Origin of the sequence: Flavobacterium sp. (genome assembly GCF_049590715.1) — a bacterium.
Classification (GTDB): Bacteria; Bacteroidota; Bacteroidia; order Flavobacteriales; family Flavobacteriaceae; genus Flavobacterium.
In genome coordinates this window covers 1-18389 of record NZ_JBAWDL010000021.1, presented here as the reverse complement: position 1 = coordinate 18389, position 18389 = coordinate 1, and the positions used below count along the sequence as shown (strand labels likewise).

General features: G+C 32.4%; 17 protein-coding genes. 11 read left to right on the top strand and 6 right to left on the bottom strand.

The annotated features are described in order from the left end of the window. Positions 1–48: 48 nt before the first annotated feature. Both WBQ70_RS01135 and WBQ70_RS01130 read left to right on the top strand, forming a co-directional pair. The gene (locus WBQ70_RS01135; protein ID WP_423909387.1) at positions 49–258 is read left to right on the top strand and encodes a KTSC domain-containing protein; all 210 of its coding nucleotides are present in this window, start codon (positions 49–51) and stop codon (positions 256–258) included. A 153-nt stretch (positions 259–411) separates the two neighbouring features. Further along, on the top strand, positions 412–1215 hold the full coding sequence (locus tag WBQ70_RS01130; protein WP_423909384.1) for an endonuclease/exonuclease/phosphatase family protein: 804 nt from the start codon (positions 412–414) through the stop codon (positions 1213–1215). Positions 1216–1261: 46 nt separating this feature from the next. Here WBQ70_RS01130 and WBQ70_RS01125 read toward each other — a convergent pair whose 3' ends face one another. The 3 genes from WBQ70_RS01125 to WBQ70_RS01115 all read right to left on the bottom strand — a co-directional run bounded on the left by WBQ70_RS01125 (position 1262) and on the right by WBQ70_RS01115 (position 4668). Next, positions 1262–2524: an asparagine synthetase B gene (locus tag WBQ70_RS01125; protein WP_423909382.1), complete on the bottom strand. Its 1263-nt coding sequence runs from the start codon at positions 2522–2524 to the stop codon at positions 1262–1264. A gap of 292 nt (positions 2525–2816) precedes the next feature. Next, positions 2817–3629 carry an SDR family NAD(P)-dependent oxidoreductase gene (locus tag WBQ70_RS01120; protein WP_423909379.1) on the bottom strand — a complete coding sequence of 271 codons (813 nt, stop codon included), beginning with the start codon at positions 3627–3629 and terminating at the stop codon, positions 2817–2819. Between the two features lie 88 nt (positions 3630–3717). After that, positions 3718–4668 carry a PhoH family protein gene (locus WBQ70_RS01115; RefSeq protein WP_423909376.1) on the bottom strand — a complete coding sequence of 317 codons (951 nt, stop codon included), beginning with the start codon at positions 4666–4668 and terminating at the stop codon, positions 3718–3720. Between the two features lie 197 nt (positions 4669–4865). On the opposite strand from WBQ70_RS01115, the gene WBQ70_RS01110 reads away from it, so the two are divergent. The 5 genes from WBQ70_RS01110 (at position 4866) to dnaN (ending at position 10213) form a co-directional block, all read left to right on the top strand. Continuing rightward, positions 4866–5696, top strand: coding sequence for an SAM hydrolase/SAM-dependent halogenase family protein (locus WBQ70_RS01110; RefSeq protein ID WP_423909373.1), 831 nt, complete (start codon positions 4866–4868; stop codon positions 5694–5696). Between the two features lie 41 nt (positions 5697–5737). Continuing rightward, the gene (locus WBQ70_RS01105; RefSeq protein ID WP_423909370.1) at positions 5738–6571 is read left to right on the top strand and encodes a class I SAM-dependent methyltransferase; all 834 of its coding nucleotides are present in this window, start codon (positions 5738–5740) and stop codon (positions 6569–6571) included. Continuing rightward, positions 6572–7297 carry a gliding motility-associated ABC transporter permease subunit GldF gene (gene gldF / locus WBQ70_RS01100; RefSeq protein ID WP_423909368.1) on the top strand — a complete coding sequence of 242 codons (726 nt, stop codon included), beginning with the start codon at positions 6572–6574 and terminating at the stop codon, positions 7295–7297. Then, complete coding sequence (gene gldG, locus WBQ70_RS01095) at positions 7297–8982, top strand: gliding motility-associated ABC transporter substrate-binding protein GldG (protein WP_423909365.1); 1686 nt, start codon at positions 7297–7299, stop codon at positions 8980–8982. Before gldF ends, gldG begins: the two co-directional genes overlap by 1 nt. Positions 8983–9094: 112 nt before the next feature. After that, positions 9095–10213, top strand: a complete 1119-nt coding sequence (gene dnaN / locus WBQ70_RS01090; RefSeq protein WP_423909362.1) for a DNA polymerase III subunit beta — start codon at positions 9095–9097, stop codon at positions 10211–10213. Positions 10214–10493: 280 nt separating this feature from the next. On the opposite strand, the gene WBQ70_RS01085 is transcribed toward dnaN, so the two are convergent. Together WBQ70_RS01085 and WBQ70_RS01080 are read right to left on the bottom strand one after the other, a co-directional pair. Further along, complete coding sequence (locus tag WBQ70_RS01085; RefSeq protein WP_423909359.1) at positions 10494–11987, bottom strand: sulfatase-like hydrolase/transferase; 1494 nt, start codon at positions 11985–11987, stop codon at positions 10494–10496. Between the two features lie 182 nt (positions 11988–12169). Beyond that, positions 12170–13942, bottom strand: a complete 1773-nt coding sequence (locus tag WBQ70_RS01080; RefSeq protein WP_423909356.1) for a MutS-related protein — start codon at positions 13940–13942, stop codon at positions 12170–12172. Positions 13943–14115: 173 nt separating this feature from the next. Between WBQ70_RS01080 and dnaX the strand changes: the two genes are divergently transcribed. Beyond that, positions 14116–15201: a DNA polymerase III subunit gamma/tau gene (dnaX, locus tag WBQ70_RS01075; RefSeq protein ID WP_423909353.1), complete on the top strand. Its 1086-nt coding sequence runs from the start codon at positions 14116–14118 to the stop codon at positions 15199–15201. A 91-nt stretch (positions 15202–15292) separates the two neighbouring features. Here the strand turns inward: dnaX and WBQ70_RS01070 are convergent, their stop codons facing one another. Further along, positions 15293–15442: a hypothetical protein gene (locus WBQ70_RS01070; protein WP_423909351.1), complete on the bottom strand. Its 150-nt coding sequence runs from the start codon at positions 15440–15442 to the stop codon at positions 15293–15295. A 94-nt stretch (positions 15443–15536) separates the two neighbouring features. Between WBQ70_RS01070 and WBQ70_RS01065 the strand changes: the two genes are divergently transcribed. The 3 genes from WBQ70_RS01065 to WBQ70_RS01055 all read left to right on the top strand — a co-directional run. Beyond that, the gene (locus WBQ70_RS01065) at positions 15537–15824 is read left to right on the top strand and encodes a DNA polymerase III (protein ID WP_423909348.1); all 288 of its coding nucleotides are present in this window, start codon (positions 15537–15539) and stop codon (positions 15822–15824) included. 288 nt (positions 15825–16112) lie between these two features. Beyond that, complete coding sequence (locus tag WBQ70_RS01060) at positions 16113–16580, top strand: hypothetical protein (RefSeq protein WP_423909345.1); 468 nt, start codon at positions 16113–16115, stop codon at positions 16578–16580. Positions 16581–16726: 146 nt separating this feature from the next. Further along, positions 16727–18389: PIG-L family deacetylase (locus tag WBQ70_RS01055; RefSeq protein WP_423909342.1), on the top strand; the 1663-nt coding region annotated here is incomplete at its 3' end.

Below are 18389 nucleotides of genomic sequence, written 5' to 3'. Positions count from 1 at the left end.
TTTTAAGTTTGAAAAACTGAAAATAAGTTGAACTTAAAATACATTTCAATGATGCGCTACCCTGTTAAAGATAAGAATATCGTTTCAGTAGGATACGATGAAATAAACCAGATTCTCGAAATAGAATTTAAACTACAGGCTATCCATCACTATCATGGAGTCTCATTGAATGAATTTATAAATCTTATGAAAGCGCCATTTATCGAAAATCATTACTTCAACTTTGTGTATTCTAAATATTCATTTGAGGTTTCTTGAGCTTATTATTAACCATTTAATCAAAAACACAACCATAAAAAAGCTTAAATGATGAAATATAAAGTTGGTATAATAAACAAATACTAAAACTATATTCTTTCAAAAAAAACAACTTAATTTGTCCAATAAAACGAAAGCTTACCATTTACCTTCATGAAACCCCTTCACCTACTCCTCTTCTTTCTCTATTCCTTTACCATTTTCTCTCAAACAAAAATTCTTTCTTGGAATATTGAAAATTTGGGGAAATCCAAGTCGGAAGTGGAGGTGGAATTCATGGCGAAAGTTGTGATGAATTACGATGTGGTGGCTATACAAGAAGTGGTTGCTGGTTATGGCGGTTCACAAGCAGTGGCACGATTAGTAGCAATTTTGAATCGTAAAGGTTCAAAATGGGATTATACAATAAGTGATCCAACTAGTAGTAGTACCTACAAAACCGAGCGCTATGCTTTTATCTGGAAAACGAGTAAAGTCAAAAAAATAGGTTCAGCTTGGTTAGAAAAAAAATACTATTTGGAGATTGATCGCGAACCTTACTATGCTACTTTTGAAAAGGACGGAAAAGCATTTACACTAGTCAATTTTCATGCAATTACTAAAAGTAAACAGCCTGAAACAGAAATAAAGTATTTTAAATTTTTACCCCAAGAAAATCCTAACTTGAATTTAATTTTTCTCGGCGATTTCAACTGTCCGCAATCACACACGGTATTTAATCCATTGAAAAAAATGGGATATGTTCCTGTTTTAGTTGGCGAAAAAACATCTTTGAAACGAGAATGTGATGGTGCTATTTGTTTGGCATCAGAATTTGATAATATCTTTTATCAGTCATCTAAACTCAATGTTTTGAATGGTGGTAAAATCCTTTTTTACACTGATTTTGAAAACTTAAAAGAGGCTAGAAAAATATCAGATCATTTGCCTATATGGGTAGAGTTTAGTTTGAATTAGGTTTTTCTTTATTTCTTAATGGTTTATTTTTTATCTCTTAAACCTACTATGTTTTTAATTTCTTTTTACGAGCGGCTGGAAATAATACATTATTTAAAATCAAGCGGTAACCTGGAGAATTAGGATGTAAATCTAAAACCGTTGGGGAATCGCCCACTTTGTGTTGGTAATCCTCAGGATCATGACCGCTATAAAATGTAAACATTCCTTTGCCTTTTTCGCCGTGAATGTAACGAGCTTCACCATTAAGTTCACAAGTCGCCATCGTCAATACACTGGATTTAACCACATTAGCTTCAAAAGCAGTAGTTTGTCCCATGAACCCTTTTACGAGTTGGGTATGGTTTTGACATAACATACTAGGAATGGGATCCCACTTTGCCGAAAATTCCATCAACGTAAAATAATCTGTATCCATAGGAATATTTCGTTTTTCGGTGGTATCGATATCTGAAAACTCATATTTGTCTGGTCTTCGCTCTAGCGTAAAATCTTTGAAAGCTAAAGAGTTTTGATAATTCAATTGGGATTGGTAATTGGCATCTGATGGATCTCCGTCAAACATGGGTTCACAAATGTCTAGACCATCAGCGGCAAGGGCAATGTCAAAACTGTCCGTAGCAGAACACATGGCAAACATAAAACCGCCACCAATAACAAAGTCACGGATTTTTTTGGCTACAGCCCCTTTTTCTTGAGATACTTTTAGATAGCCTAATTTGGTTGCCAAATCTTCGGCATTCTTTTTTTGTTCGATATACCAAGGCGTACTTTTGTAGGCTCCGTAAAATTTACCATATTGTCCCGTAAAATCTTCGTGATGCAAATGCAACCAATCGTACAAAACAAGTTGGTCGCTTAAGACCTCCTCATCATATATGGGTGTAAAAGGTATTTCGGCATAAGTCAAAACAAGTGTAACAGCATCATCCCAAGGTTGCTTCCCTTTAGGAGTATAAACGGCAATTTTAGGTGCTTTTTCTAAAACGACGGTTTCCATATTTTGAGAAGGACTCGCTATTTCATTTAAGATAATATTTGACTGATTATCAGACAAGATTTCAAAACTGACCCCTCTTATTTGACATTCTTTTCGTATTTCAGGGGCATCGGGAAGTAGGAAAGAACCACCACGATAATTAAGTAACCAACTGGCTTTGTATTTTTTATCCAAACACCAAAACGTAATTCCGTAGGCTTTGAGATGATTTTTTTGGGTAGTGTCATCCATTGGTAACAAAATAAAAGAGGCTTTTGCTATAAAGGAAATTAGAATTAAAAAAGTAACATATATCCTTTTTGAAATCATCTTAGTTTTTTTACTGAGTTAGTTTATCTTTAAAGTAAAAATAGTAAAAAAGACAAGATTCAGTGCCTAAATTTAAAAAACTCTAATGATAATTAAACATCTAAAAATATAATCCTTTTTTTTAGATGCTTAGATTCAATATCCCTTTCCTTTTGTATGAATCCGCTATTGTTCAATATGACCATTTCAAATTATTTATTATTATACAATAAAAACTTTGGTATGGAAAACAGTAGGGAAAGTAAAAGGATATGCAATAAACCTTCTAAAACACAATAATTCAAAAATGAATTTAAAAAACAGATTTTCGTATTAATCGTGCAAACAACTGATAACCGAGTCTCTTCCTAATAATATTTAAAAAATTGGCATCAAAACCAATGGTATATCGCTTAAAATTACGAGGAGGATTTTGAGCTATTTCGTATAATTGTTCAACGATAGATTGCTTTAAATCAATATTTTTATTGGTTTTTTTAATTAATAAAGCATCAATTTTATCCATTAAATCCTTATAAGAAGCAATTGATGAATCTTGGGATTTGACTACATTTTTTTGAAAATTAGAAGGAGTGTTTCCAAACTGTACGGTTGCTACACTAATATTAAAATCTCTCAATTCATACGCCATACACTCTGAAAAACTCTCTACAGCATGTTTTGTGGAATGATAAAAACTACCTAAAGGCAAATTAACCAAACCTGCAATAGAAGTAATATTGATAAATTGTCCTTTATTTTGTTCTCTAAAAACAGGGATAAAAGCACGACATACCTTTATTACTCCAAGCCAATTTACATCTACAATCGTTTGTATTTGTGAGTCTTCCGCTAATTCAACAAAACTCCTATAGCCTCTTCCTGCGTTGTTAATCACCAAGTCAATAGTAATATGTTCAGCTAAAATTTGTTTTTTACAATTAGCAATACTTTCAGTAGAAGTTACATCTAACTCATAAGTTATAATCCCTTTTGTGTTTAATAATTCTTTTCCTCTTTCTAAACAAAGCATAGTAGCTATTACATTATAGCCGTTTTTTGCAAAATACAACGCCGTAGCTTTTCCAATTCCTGCACATGCTCCTGTTATCAGTACCGTTTTCAATTCTGTCAATTTATATTATATCATTCAATAAAAAACGACCTTAATGAGGTCGTCTTTTATTGGTTTATCTTATTACAAATATATTTATTTAATCTGTGTTTTCAGTATATTTATAAGCATCAATTACTTTTTTAACTAATTTATGCCTTACAATATCTTTATCATCAAGATAAATAATTCCAATCCCGTCGATATCTTTTAATACTAATAAAGCTTCTTTAAGTCCTGAAATTGTTCTTCTTGGCAAATCAACCTGACCAGGATCACCAGTGATCATGAATTTAGCACTTTTACCCATACGCGTCAAGAACATTTTCATTTGAGAATGCGTTGTGTTTTGAGCTTCGTCCAAAATCACAAAAGCACTATCTAATGTACGTCCACGCATAAATGCTAAAGGTGCAATTTGAATGATTCCTTTGGCAATATAATCTTCTAATTTTTCATTAGGAATCATGTCGCGCAATGCGTCATAGAGTGGTTGCATGTATGGATCTAGCTTTTCTTTCATGTCTCCAGGTAAGAAACCAAGATTCTCACCTGCTTCTACCGCTGGACGAGTTAATATAATCCTCTTGACTTGTTTTTCCTTCAGTGCTTTTACTGCCATAGCCACACCAGTATAGGTTTTCCCTGTACCTGCTGGGCCTACCGCAAATACCATATCATTCTTATTGATTGTATCCACTAATAATTGCTGATTAGGAGTCATCGGTTTAATCATTTTACCTCCTACTCCATGTACTAATATTTTATCGTTAATGGTTGTTTTTCTATCCTCATCACCGTCTCCCATAATAACACGCTCAATCACATTATCATCAATATTATTATACCTTGAAAAATGCAACATTAATCGTTGAAATCGTTTTTCAAATTCATCTAAGATTTCTTTTTCTCCAAAAGCCTTCAACGTTGTGCCTCTCGCCACAATTTTTAGTTTCGGGTAGTATTTTTTAATAATTTCAAGATGAGTGTCTTGAGCGCCCCAAAACTCTTTTGGTGCGATGTCTATGAGCTCGATTATTCTTTCGTTCAAATTTGGCAGTTTTAAGTTAACATTTAGACAACTATTTTTTTTGATACTATATAAGGACTTAAATCTAAATTTATTTCCTAATTAATGGAATTTGTTTTTTGTTTTTTTGCTTTTTTGAGTTTACTATTATTAGCTTTGCATTTCTCAAATTTAATAAAAATTAGTTTTAGAATCCAGTAATAGTTATAAACAAAATTATGTCAATAATTACCCTTACTACCGATTACGGCTTGAAAGATCATTTTGTAGGTGCGTTGAAAGGGAAGATATTATCTGAATATCCAGAAGCCACCATTATTGACATCTCACACCACATAGACCCATTCAACACAGTTGAAGCAAGTTACGTTATAAATGCGGCTTATTCTAGTTTTCCAAAAGGAACGGTACACCTTGTTGGTGTCGATTTAGAATTAAACAAAGAAAACCAACATATTGCCATACAATGGAATGATTCTTATTTTATTGCTGCAGATAACGGGATTTTAAGTATGCTTTCACAAAAAATAGTTCCGCAAAAAATGGTTTCTATTAACATTCACGATCGTTTTCCAAATGATGCAACCGACTTAGATATCTTTGTCAAAGTGGCTTGTCATATTGCAAAAGGTGGATTATTAAATGTTATTGGCAAAGAAATTACGTCAATTAAAGAAGTTACCGAACTAAAGGCCACTGTTTCCAAAGACAATAATTCACTTAAAGGTCATGTTGTATATATTGATCACCTTGGAAATGTAGTAACTAACATTACAAAAAAGCAATTCATAGAAGTCGCAAAAGGCCGACCTTATGAAATTGTAATGAAAACCAAAAATATTAAAACGATATTACCACGATATTCTTCAATAGCTATTTCAGACAAATATCCCGTAAAAAACTATGAAGGAGAAAAACTAGCTATTTTTAACGAAGCTGGCTATCTTGAAATTGCTATTTTTAGAAGTAACCCTTCGACAGTGGGTTCTGCGAATAGCTTATTAGGACTAAATTATCGTGATGTTGTTACTATTCAATTTAAAAATTAAGAATTAAGTTTTTTTAAAACCATTACAATAAATTTCAAAACATGAATATTTTAATTAGAAAATTTTTTTATTTACTTCCTGTACCGCTACGTTTTGTAGTTAGAAGGATCATATACTTACCAAAAGATCTTTTACTTAGTAAAAAAACATCACTAATCCCCCCAAAAGGGCTTATTTTTACAGGTCGAGGTGACTATTTAAAAACAGGCGCCAATTACTTTTTGCTTTTCAAGAAATATTGTGATTTCAACCCTGATAGTGATGTTTTAGATATTGGTTGTGGAATTGGAAGAATGGCTATTTCATTTACAAATTACCTTTCTCCAAAAGGAAAATATGAAGGTTTTGATATCGTAAAAATAGGAATTGATTGGTGTACTAAAAACATTAGTAGTCGTTTCCCAAATTTCACTTTTAAGCTTATACCTTTAAAAAATGATCTATACCTAAGTAATTCAGACAAAAAGGCTTCAGAATTAGTTTTCCCTTATAAAAATGAAAGTTTTGATTTAGTTTTTTTAACTTCTGTTTTTACACACATGCTTCCTAATGACCTTGAGAATTATATTAGTGAAATTCAGCGTGTATTAAAAACGAATCAAAAGTGTTTTGCTACTTTTTTTCTTTTAGATGAAGAGAGCAAAACAGTCACAAAATCCAATCAATCTAAAAAATTCCCACATGATATGGGAACATATGCTTTAATGGATAAATCTGTAAAAGAAGCAAATATTGCTTATGATAAAAAATTTATATTTGAATTGATGCAAAAGCATAACCTAGAAATTACTGATTTCTTAAGGGGCAATTGGTCTGGAATTCAAAACAGTGAGGAAAACGAGCATCAAGACATAATTATTTTTAAAAAGAAATAAATGAAATCCATCTTAGTACGTGAAATTAAATCCTTTTTTGGTTCGCCCATTGGATATTTAGTAATTGCTCTTTTTTTAATTCTCAATGGATTATTCCTGTGGGTATTTCAAGGAGATTACAACATTCTAAATACAGGATTTGCTGATATGAGTCCATTTTTTACTTTATCACCTTGGATTCTAATCTTTTTGATCCCTGCCGTTACTATGCGTAGCTTTTCGGATGAAAAAAAACAAGGAACATTAGAATTATTACTAACTAAGCCTTTGTCTCATTGGCAAATTGTAAACGGTAAATTTTTTGGTGCTTTTTTATTAATTATAATTGCCATTATCCCTACATTTATCTATGTTTTTGCTATTTCAAATTTAGGGTCACCTGAAGGCAATATTGACATGGGAAGCACCATTGGTTCATATTTTGGATTATTATTTTTGATTGCTGGCTATTCTGCTATTGGGATCTTTACTTCAACTTTATCTGAAAACCAAATTGTAGCTTTTATTATTGCTGTTTTCCTATCCTTCTTTTTCTATTTTGGATTTGACGGACTAGCTACTCTAACGCCAAATTCAGCCAATTTTATTTCAGAGTTAGGTATGCAAGAACATTTTAAAAGTATGAGTCGTGGCGTTATTGACACTAGAGATATTCTTTATTTTTCTAGTATCACTATTGCTTTTCTTTCCCTTACTGTTTACAAACTTAAATCCGTTCAATTGTAATGGCAAATTCTGAAAATAAAAACCTCAAACCACTCTTTTTTACAATCGTTTTTTTGATTGTTTTAAATTTAGTTGGAAACTTCTTTTTTCATCGATTCGATTTAACCAAAGACCAACGATACACGCTATCGGAAACATCTTTAAACATCGTTAATCAAGTAACCGAGCCTTTATATATAAAAGTATATATGCAAGGAGATTTGCCTGCTGAATTCAAACGACTACAACAAGAAACAAGACAGTTATTAGAAGAGTTTCAAGCCTATAATAAAAACATTAGTTTTGAATTCATCAATCCGCTAGAGAGTGAAGACTCTAGTATGGACAACATTAAAAACCTATACACCAAAGGGCTTATCCCTGTAAATATTACCGTTGATGACAAAGGAAAACAATCTCAAGCCATGGTTTTCCCTTGGGCTATTGCCTATTATAAAGATAAAGAAGTTAATATCCCTTTATTAAAAAACATCATGGGAGCTTCAACGACCGAAAAAGTCATTGGATCAGTGCAACATTTAGAATACTCCATTGCAGATGCATTAAATAAAGTTGCGAACGAAAAACAAAAGAAAATTGCCGTAATCAAAGGAAATGGAGAATTAAAAGAGATTATGATGGCTAAATTCCTTTTGCAAATAAGAGAAAGTTACCATATTGGTCCGTTTACTTTGGACTCTGTCGCTAAAAATCCAAATAGCACTTTGGAAGCCTTAAAAAAATACGACTTAGCCATTATCGCCAAACCTACAGAAACTTTCTCCGACTCAGAAAAACAAGTTTTAGATCAGTTTATTACAAACGGTGGAAAAACGTTGTGGCTCATTGATCAAGTAACTGCTGAAATGGACAGTTTATACAATCCCTCAGGTAGTACCTTAGCTTTTCCTAAAGATTTAGGATTGAATGATATGTTCTTTAAATATGGTTTCCGTATTAATCCTGATTTAGTTAAAGACGAACAAGGAAGCCCTATAAAACTCGCTACTGGCGAACAAGGAAGTGCCACTCAATATCAAGATTTCAATTGGAAATTTGCACCACAAGTCTATCCTGAAAGTCAGCATCCAATTGTGAAGAATTTAGGCGGAATCAAATTAGAATTTACAAACTCTATTGACACGTTGAAAAACGGAATAAAAAAGACCCTTTTATTAGAGTCCTCTCAATATTCTAAACGAATTGGTACCCCTACCGAAATTAATTTGGACATGGTTGCTGAAGAAACTAGCCCTAATCATTACATCAATACAGGCAACATTCCACTTGCCGTTTTGCTCGAGGGCGATTTTAAATCAATGTTTCAAAATCGTGTTTTACCTTTCACACAAAAAGACTTTAAAACAATTGGAAAGCCTTCTAAAATGATTGTAATTTCCGATGGTGACATTATCAAAAATCAGCTAGATAAAAATCATGAACCAGTTGAATTAGGTTTTGATCAACGTTCTGGGAATTTATACGACAACAAAGATTTTGTGCTCAACTGTGTGAATTACCTACTGGACGACACAGGACTTATTAACATTCGTTCAAAGGATTTAGATTTACCATTATTAGATAAAGAAAAAGTCTATGAAAACTACACACAGACTCAGTTGTTAACTATCGGTCTTCCTCTTATAACCCTAGGTGTTTTTGGTTTTCTTTTTACCTTCATCAGAAAAAAGAAATATAGTAAATAGTGTTAATAAAAAATTTTCAATACTAAATTAGATTACGATATATTTGTAAAATGTATCCTTTTTTATAAATCAAAATCATAATACATACTTCAAAAAAAAATAAAATATACAGATGAAATTTATAGTATCGAGTTCGTACTTATTAAAACAATTACAAGTTTTAGGTAGTGTTATCAATAGTAGTAATACGTTGCCAATTTTGGACAACTTCCTTTTTGAATTAAACAACAATGAATTGACTGTTTCTGCTTCAGATCTAGAAACAACTATGTCAGCAACATTAGAAATAGATTCTACAAGTGTTGGTAGTGTTGCTGTTCCAGCTAAATTACTTTTAGAAATCCTTAAAACGTTTCCTGAGCAACCTTTGACTTTTACTGTTGAAGAAAATAGTACGATCGAGATTAGCTCAAATTCCGGAAAATACGCTTTAGCTTATGCGCCTGGGGAAGAATTCCCTAAATCTGTAAACTTAGATGAGCCATCTGTTACTTTAGTTCCTGCTGATGTTTTAGCGACAGCGATTAGCAAAACGATTTTTGCTGCTGGAAATGATGATTTACGCCCTGTAATGTCAGGAGTGTTTTTTCAATTTTCTCCAGAAGGATTAATATTTGTTGCTACAGATGCTCATAAATTAGTAAAATATGCTCGTACGGATGTAAAGGCATCAGAAGTAGCTGATTTTATTATGCCAAAGAAACCTTTGAATATCTTAAAAAACATCCTTTCTACTTCTGATTCTGAAGTAAAAATTGAATATAACGATTCAAACGCAACCTTCTCTTTTGATAACTACATCTTAATGTGTCGTTTGATTGACGGGAAATATCCAAATTACGAAGCCGTTATTCCAAAAGAAAATCCAAATAAATTAATGATTGACCGTTCTCAATTTTTGAGTTCTGTTCGCCGTGTTGCCATTTTCTCAAACAAAACAACACACCAAATTCGTTTGAAAATTGCTGGTGCTGAATTGAACGTTTCCGCAGAGGACATTGATTATTCTAACAAAGCAGAGGAAAGATTGACTTGTGACTACCAAGGAGATGATATGCAAATAGGATACAACTCTCGTTTCCTTACTGAAATGTTGACAAACTTACAATCTGATATGATTATGCTCGAAATGTCATTGCCTAACAGAGCTGGTATCTTAACCCCTATTGACGGATTAGAAGAAGGCGAAACAGTTACTATGCTTGTAATGCCTGTAATGTTGAATAGTTAATTTAACTTATATTTAATATTGAATTAATATTTTATTGTATTTTATTTTGCATAACCAATATTAATTCATATCATTGTAGAACAAATGCGCTATTAACCAACCATTTTTTTATATTTTAAAAAACCGCTATTTCCTTAAAGGATATGCGGTTTTTTTATTTTTTGCAAACTTCAATTTTAAGAAATGTTTCCAAAGTTATGCTTAAGTATAAAACAAAAAAAACTGGTTATTCAGGAATAAAATATTCTTGAATAACCAGTTTTTTTTGTTTTTAATTGATTTACTTTTTCTTTTCTGTCTTTTCTTTATATTCAATTGGAGACATAATCAACTTATCCACTTCAAAAGTATCATCGTAATTAGGTAATTTTCCTGATTCCCATAATTCAGCATCCGTTTGAGAATATACCCATAAAGGAGCTATATGTGATTTTGTCCACTTTTGAGTTTCAGCAACCATTTCTTTTACTCTTTCAGGGAACCTACCTGCCATATCTTTATGCTCTCCTAAATCTTCGGTTATATTAAATAACTGCCATGGTTCATTCCCCATACGAACAATTTTCCAATCTTCTTTTCTTGCTGCCACATCACAATACCCTTCACGGTAACGCAAAGCATAAATCATCTCATCTTTATGTGGACTTGTATTTGAAGCTAAATCATTCCAAATATTTTTACCATTCACTATTTTTCCTTTCGGCAAATTCGTTTGTGCTAAATGAGCAAAAGTAGGATACAAATCTAAAGCAGAAACTGGATGGTCAAAATGAGTACCTGCAGCAATTTTATTTGGATAATGAAAAAACATTGGAACACGAAATCCTCCTTCAAAAGTATCACCTTTAGTTCCTTTTAACGGATAATTATTAGCTCCATGATCAAAATTACCTCCATTATCACTCATAAATACAATCAATGTATTTTCATACTGTTTGGTTTCTTTTAATGCTTTCACAATCTCCCCTACACCTCTATCCACGGCATAAACCATGGCTGCATACGTACGTCTATCGGTATCTTTTATGTTTGAAAAAACCTTCAAATCTTCTTCTTTTGCCTCTAATGGCACATGTGGTGCATTATAAGCTAGATACATAAAGAAAGGTTTTTTCTTCTTTTTAGATTCTTTAATAACTCGAACAGCTTCTCTAGAAAAAGCGTCTGTTATGTATTCTGTTTCATGAACCTCTTTATCATTATGTAATAAAGGAGTAAAATAAACATTTATAGGATAAGCTCCTGCTTGTTTTTGTTTTTCATAATATGGTTGGAATTTTTCAGGAAAATATTTATGTCCACCTCCTAAAAAGCCATAAAAATCATCATACCCTCTATTATTTGGTTGAAATTCTTTATTATCCCCCAAGTGCCATTTACCAATAGCCGAGGTATAATACCCAGCGTCTTGCAACATATTACTCATATAGGTTTCATTTACTGGCACACCACTAGTAGTTACACGCCCATCATCTCTTAAATTATAAGGAGTACCTATTTCTTGCGTATATCTACCTGTCATTAGTGCTGCTCTACTAGGTCCACAAAATGGATGAGCTACATATGCGGATGTCATAATCGTCCCATCTTTAGCTAACTTATCCAATTCAGGAGTAATAATATCTGGCGAACCATTAAAACCAACATCAGCATAACCTAAATCATCACATAGAATTACTAGAATATTAGGTTTTTGAGCCGTTTTAACTTGAGCAGAACATCCAATTGTCAATGCAATAATTGACAATCCACATAAAGCTGATTTAATTTTCATTCTTATTATTTTTAGTATTAAACGAATAGAAAGGAACAAATTTCCCTCCTGATTAACAAAATAACAATTAAAATCTGGTTTTATTTATCTGTATTTTACCATTCATTGACGAGATTTTAACCCATCTACCCAAAATTAATTCTCCACTAGGGTAATCTTATGCTTTAATCTCAGAAAACATCTTAAATAACTCCCATTTTTTTCATCAAGAATGAAGCGCTTTTATTTTGACAAACACCATCTCTTAATTTATAATCAAAATACAAATCATCATTTACGATTTCAACTTCAAATGCTTTGTTTGTTAAAATAGTAGGATATGAATTGGTAGTCAAGCAAACTTCAATATCATGAGTTGCAATAGCTCCAATGGCTTTTTTAGCAATCATTTTCTTAACAACTTCAATGGTTCCATTTCGTTTATCATCAGAGTTAGTTCCCCTTAGAATTTCATCTAATAATACAAATGCAGGTTGGTTTTCAAGGGCATCCATAATCTGTTTCAAACGCTTGATTTCAGCATAAAAATAAGATTCACTATCCGATAATGAATCTGACAATCTCATGGATACCAATACTGGTAACGGATGAACGTTAGCTTTAGTAGCGCAAACCACTGCTCCCATTCCTGACAAAACCATATTCACGCCTAAACATCTCAAAAAAGTGCTTTTACCAGACATATTAGATCCGGTCAAAATCATAAAGGATTGTGGATAAAAAGCAACCCCATTCCCAACTCTAGTTTTAGAATTCAATAAAGGGTGACTCAGGTTTTCAAAATCAATTTTATAATCAGAATTTAAAACTGGATATACAAAATCAGGATTATTATAGGCAAAATTCGTCATGCTATTCAAGAATTCGAATTCTCCAATCACTTCCAACCATTCTTCGAGAGCTGCAGCATGTTCTTTTTTCCATCCAACTAAACTTTTCAAAACATGAAGATTGAATAAAAAAGTTCCGTTGAATAAAACGGCCGTAACAACATTTTCAATTGAATCATTTTTTGAAAACAAGTCTGACAATTTCTTCAAATGCACGCTCGCATTCTCCGTTTTGAATTTAAGTTTTTGCTGTAAAGCAACTAGTTTATTATCCAAAAATCTTTCTTCTTCAATAGATTTTAATAAAACCCCATACTTCCCAATGACTTTATCAATGTTGTAAGAATTGCCCATTTCTAATTTTATTCGTTTTAAAAACTTTCCTAAAACAATTAAATTCAACACAAATAAGTAGGACAAACTACTTAATATAACAAGATTTGAAGTAATTAGGTAAGCAATAAAGCCCGAAATAATTAACAACGGACTAGCATACGAAAAAATCACGGCCCATTTTGGCAAAGACTCACTATTAAAAGTGCTCCATTGCAATAAAGCTTTATAACTAGATTGCGTATCCTCAGTCACTTTGGCCAAAGCCGAAAACTCTTGACGCCAATCTATTTTATCATTTAACTCTTGAGTTGCTTCTTGGTTTTGTAAAATCACTTCAGGACTTGAAGCTTTTATTAGTTGTTGTGCCAAGGTTTTCTTTCCAATAAAAGTCGCTGTTCTATTGAGGTTTTGAAACAAAGAATGTTCGCCAAAAATATCCAAATCATAAGCATAAGGATGACTAAAATCATTAAACTCTATTCCGTTTTCAAAAGAAAGTTTATTGTTTTCAAGATAATCAATCTCATCAGTATTGATTTTGATCAGTGCCTCCTTTATTTTTCGCTTAAAAAGCAGTTTTGTATGGAAACGCATCAAAACTATAAATGACACAAAAAAACAAAAAGCAAGTCCTGCATATAATAGGTCGCTATTTTTAAGATAATAATAAAATGAAAAACCGAATAATAAACCAATTACCAACCGTAATAGGCTTATTGAGTTGTACTTTTTATTTAATACCGCTAACTCTTTGCTAAATATTGCTTTTTTTGAATGATAAATTTCCATAAATAATTTGAATAAAAAGCAAATATAACATTTCAGCTTTCGCAAAAGTATTCTTTGTAAAACATTTAAGAAATTGAAAGGTTATCGAAATCAAACATTAATATTAGAATTCAATTTTTGGACTTGTTTTTTGGCTTTTCAAATCCTATATTTGCTTTTGAATACAAAATTCTATGGAACAATTTATAGTATCGGCTCGAAAATATCGTCCTCAAACATTCAAAGATGTTGTGGGACAAAAAGCCATTACTAATACATTATTGAATGCCATAGAAAACAATCACTTGGCGTCAGCTTTGTTATTTACAGGACCTAGAGGAGTGGGTAAAACAACGTGTGCAAGGATTTTAGCTCGAAAAATCAACCAACCTGGTTATGATGATTTGAATGAAGATTTCTCATTTAATGTATTCGAATTAGATGCTGCTTCTAACAACTCTGTAGATGATATTCGAAACCTGATTGACCAAGTCCGTATCCCGCCACAAACGGGTAAATATAAGGTGTATATCATTGACGAGGTGCATATGTTATCCTCTGCCGCTTTTAATGCTTTCCTAAAAACATTAGAAGAACCACCAAAGCACGCCATTTTTATTTTGGCTACGACCGAAAAACACAAAATTATCCCAACGATATTATCTCGATGTCAAATCTTTGATTTCAAAAGAATTACCGTTAAAGATGCCAAAGAACATCTTGCCGAGGTGGCAACCAGTCAAGGAATCACCTATGAAGATGATGCTTTGCATATCATTGCTCAAAAAGCAGATGGTGCGATGCGTGATGCATTATCCATTTTTGACCGTGTAGTATCTTATTGTGGAAACAATTTGACACGACAAGCCGTAACCGAAAACTTAAATGTTTTGGATTACGAAACCTATATTCAAATCACGGATTTATTACTTGAGAACAAAATCCCTGACTTACTGATCGCTTTCAATGATATTTTATCTAAAGGTTTTGATGCGCATCATTTTGTTTCTGGACTAGCCAGTCATTTTAGAGATTTATTAGTTAGCAAAACACCAGCTACCCTAATTTTATTAGAAGCTGGGGAACAAGCACAAAAAATGTATGGTATTCAAGCACAAAAAGCGGATCAAGATTTTTTATTGAAAGGGATTGCTATTGCTAATGAATGCGACTTGAAATACAAATTAAGTCAAAACCAACGATTATTAGTTGAACTTTGTTTGATGCAACTAGCCTCTATCACTTTTGATGGAGAAAAAAAAAAGTTGACTACTTTATAATCCCGCCTACTTATTTTAGAAAAAAAGACTATTCCATTGCCGATCATTCAAAAGAAACGACAACTGAAGTTACAAAACCCGTAGTCTCAGCTCAAACTGTTGTTCCTGAAGTAGCACCTGAAGTAGTTGTAAAAAAAGAAACGCCTAATTTTGACGGAGGTACTGTTTCTGCTTTTTCATTAGCTAGTATTCGAGCTAAAAAAAACTTACTAGAAACAACTAAACCTGTTGTTAAACCCACTGCACATTTACCTAAAGAACCCTTTAGCGAAACTGAAATGTTGATTCAGTGGAATAAATATGCTAAAAAACTGGGGGATAAAGGATATAAAATCATGGAATCGCTCTTATTGATAAACGATCCTAAATTGAATGGTACACATGTTACCATCGAATTACCCAATGAAGGTTCGAAATTAGATTTTGAAAGTGAAAAAATTGGTCTGTTGGGTCATTTACGCGGACATTTACACAATCACGACATTACTGTTGATGTTATTGTGAATGAAAAAATGGAAAACAAAAGAAGTTTAAACGATCAAGACCGCTACAACAGATTACTTGAAATCAATCCAAATATTGAACTTTTGAGAAATACATTTGGACTAGATCTAGATGCTTAATTTTTTTTGAAAAACTAAAAATTAAAATACTCTTTAAAAAAACAAAGATGTTATTCTTTTTAAGAAGACGATAAACCCACTTAATTATTTAAAGTCCAAAATTCATCAAGTGAATTTTGGACTTTTTTTAATTTCACAAACACCTAAATTACAAGATCTTAAAAATAAAAAAAGCATTACAACTCAATTCAGTTTCAATATTTAAATTTGTTTTGGCACAGTTGTTGGATTCTGGATTATAACATTAGAAAACAATTAAACGAAATATTTATTTAAAGTATAGAAATTATGAAAACAATTAAACTATTAGCCATTGGGATTTTATTTGCAGCATCAAGTGCAATGCAAGCGCAAGTATCTGTTAACTTAAATATAGGAACTCGTTCAGCATGGCGTCCAGCCCCTGTACAAACAGCCGTTGATTTTTATTATATTCCAGAAGTACGAGCCTATTATGATAATCATGCAGGATTATACGTTTACTATTCTAGCAACAACTGGGTCAGGTCAAGATATTTACCTACTCAATACAGAAATGTAAATATAGATGCCTGTCATAGAGTTGCCTTGAATGGATACAGAGGAAATCGTCCTTACGAACATTATAGCAATCACAGAGCACCACAACAAGTAGCGTATAGAGCACCGCAACAGGTTGTGTATGTAGAAAGAGATCATCATTATGATAAACATGATTACAAACATTATGACAAACATTATGACAAACACGATAAAAAACATCATGGAAAACACTAATCATATTAGGTTTATTTGGTTTAGCTAGATTAGTGAATAAAAAGAGCATCAATGGTGCTCTTTTTTTATTAAGAATATTTAAAAAAATAGTCCTTAAAACATATAATCATTACATTTGAATTCATTGCATAATAACGTTTGATAAGATGTCTATAAATAAAATCACTCCTCTTTTCCTATTATTATTTGTTCTCCAAATATCATGGGGACAAAAACCTAAAAAACCAAATTCAGTTGAAATTTACAACCAAATTCAGAAGCTAAATTTTCTGGGATCAGTACTTTATATTGCAGCGCATCCTGATGACGAAAACACCAAATTGATTTCGTATTTATCCAATGAAAAAAAAGCGAGAACTGCTTATCTTTCTTTGACACGAGGGGATGGTGGTCAAAATTTAATAGGTCCTGAACTACGAGAACAATTAGGAGTAATCCGAACACAAGAACTTATTGAAGCTCGAAAAATAGATGGTGGCGAACAGTTATTTACTCGTGCCAATGATTTTGGTTATTCTAAAAACCCAAAAGAAACGCTTTTAATTTGGGATAAAAACCAAGTATTAGCAGATGTTGTTTGGGCTATCCGTAAGTTTCAACCTGATATCATTATCAATCGATTTGACCATCGAACTGCAGGAAATACTCATGGTCATCACTCGGCTTCGGCAATTTTAAGTGTCGAAAGTTTTGATATTTCCAATTCGAGCACTGCTTTTCCTGAACAATTGCAATATGTAAAACCTTGGCAAGTTACGAGACAATTTTTCAATCCTTCGTACTGGTTTTATGGTAGTCAAGAAAAATTTAATGCTGCTGACAAATCTACTTTTTCAGCTTTGAACACAGGGGTTTTTTATACCACTTTAGGAAAATCGAATCAAGAAATTGCTGCCTTGAGTAGAAGTAGTCATCAATCGCAAGGTTTTGGAACAACGGGAAATCGTGGTGATGAAACTGAATATTTAGAACAAATCAATGGAACACCTTTAAAGGAAAAATCCAATTTATTTGAAGGAATTGACACTAGTTGGAACCGAGTTAAAGAAGGAAAACCTATTGGGGATTTGATAACTAAAATTAGCACTGAATACAATTTTACCTCTCCATCCGCAAGCATTCCTAATTTAATCAAAGTGTATCAAATGATTCAATCTTTGAAAGATTCACATTGGAAAACAATAAAAACAGAAGAAGTAAAAAACTGCATTGCAAACTGTGCAGGCTTGTACCTTGAAGCTGTTTCAAACCAACAAGAAGTTACTCCAGGAACACTTTTAAAACTTAAAATAGAAGCCATCAATCGTACTGCAACAGATGCACAATTGATAAGCGTAACAACTTTTCCTAACAAAATAACAATACCCCAAAACAAAGTATTAAGAAACAATCAAATAAACAAAATTGACATTGATTTACAACTTCCACAAACTATTGATTACACCCAACCGTATTGGTTAAAGGAAGCAGGAAGCATAGGTATGTATGCTGTTTCCAATCAAGAAAACATCGGAATTGCAGCTATTATCAGAGAAACCAAAGTTGTTTTTAATGTAAAAATAAATCAAGTTGAGATTCCGTTTGAGCGAACTATTGTTTACAAACAAAATAGCCCAGTTAAAGGAGAAATGTACCAATATCTGGATATTTCTCCCGAAGTAACAACGAGTTTCCTCAATGACGTAACACTTTTTAATCATCAAAAAAACAAAACCATAGCCATCAAAGTTAAAGCTGGTAAAGACGAAATTAAAGGGAATTTAAAATTAGAACTCCCTGCTAACTGGTTCGTTACTCCAACAGATATTC

Excerpts from the sequence above, each read along its gene's own strand:
- WBQ70_RS01135 (WP_423909387.1), top strand. The coding sequence starts at position 49 with ATGATGCGCTACCCTGTTAAAGATAAGAATATCGTTTCAGTAGGATAC.
- WBQ70_RS01130 (WP_423909384.1), top strand. The coding sequence starts at position 412 with ATGAAACCCCTTCACCTACTCCTCTTCTTTCTCTATTCCTTTACCATT.
- WBQ70_RS01125 (WP_423909382.1), bottom strand. The coding sequence starts at position 2,524 with ATGATTTCAAAAAGGATATATGTTACTTTTTTAATTCTAATTTCCTTT.
- WBQ70_RS01110 (WP_423909373.1), top strand. The coding sequence starts at position 4,866 with ATGTCAATAATTACCCTTACTACCGATTACGGCTTGAAAGATCATTTT.
- WBQ70_RS01105 (WP_423909370.1), top strand. The coding sequence starts at position 5,738 with ATGAATATTTTAATTAGAAAATTTTTTTATTTACTTCCTGTACCGCTA.
- gldF (WP_423909368.1), top strand. The coding sequence starts at position 6,572 with ATGAAATCCATCTTAGTACGTGAAATTAAATCCTTTTTTGGTTCGCCC.
- gldG (WP_423909365.1), top strand. The coding sequence starts at position 7,297 with ATGGCAAATTCTGAAAATAAAAACCTCAAACCACTCTTTTTTACAATC.
- dnaN (WP_423909362.1), top strand. The coding sequence starts at position 9,095 with ATGAAATTTATAGTATCGAGTTCGTACTTATTAAAACAATTACAAGTT.
- WBQ70_RS01085 (WP_423909359.1), bottom strand. The coding sequence starts at position 11,987 with ATGAAAATTAAATCAGCTTTATGTGGATTGTCAATTATTGCATTGACA.
- WBQ70_RS01080 (WP_423909356.1), bottom strand. The coding sequence starts at position 13,942 with ATGGAAATTTATCATTCAAAAAAAGCAATATTTAGCAAAGAGTTAGCG.
- dnaX (WP_423909353.1), top strand. The coding sequence starts at position 14,116 with ATGGAACAATTTATAGTATCGGCTCGAAAATATCGTCCTCAAACATTC.
- WBQ70_RS01065 (WP_423909348.1), top strand. The coding sequence starts at position 15,537 with ATGGAATCGCTCTTATTGATAAACGATCCTAAATTGAATGGTACACAT.
- WBQ70_RS01060 (WP_423909345.1), top strand. The coding sequence starts at position 16,113 with ATGAAAACAATTAAACTATTAGCCATTGGGATTTTATTTGCAGCATCA.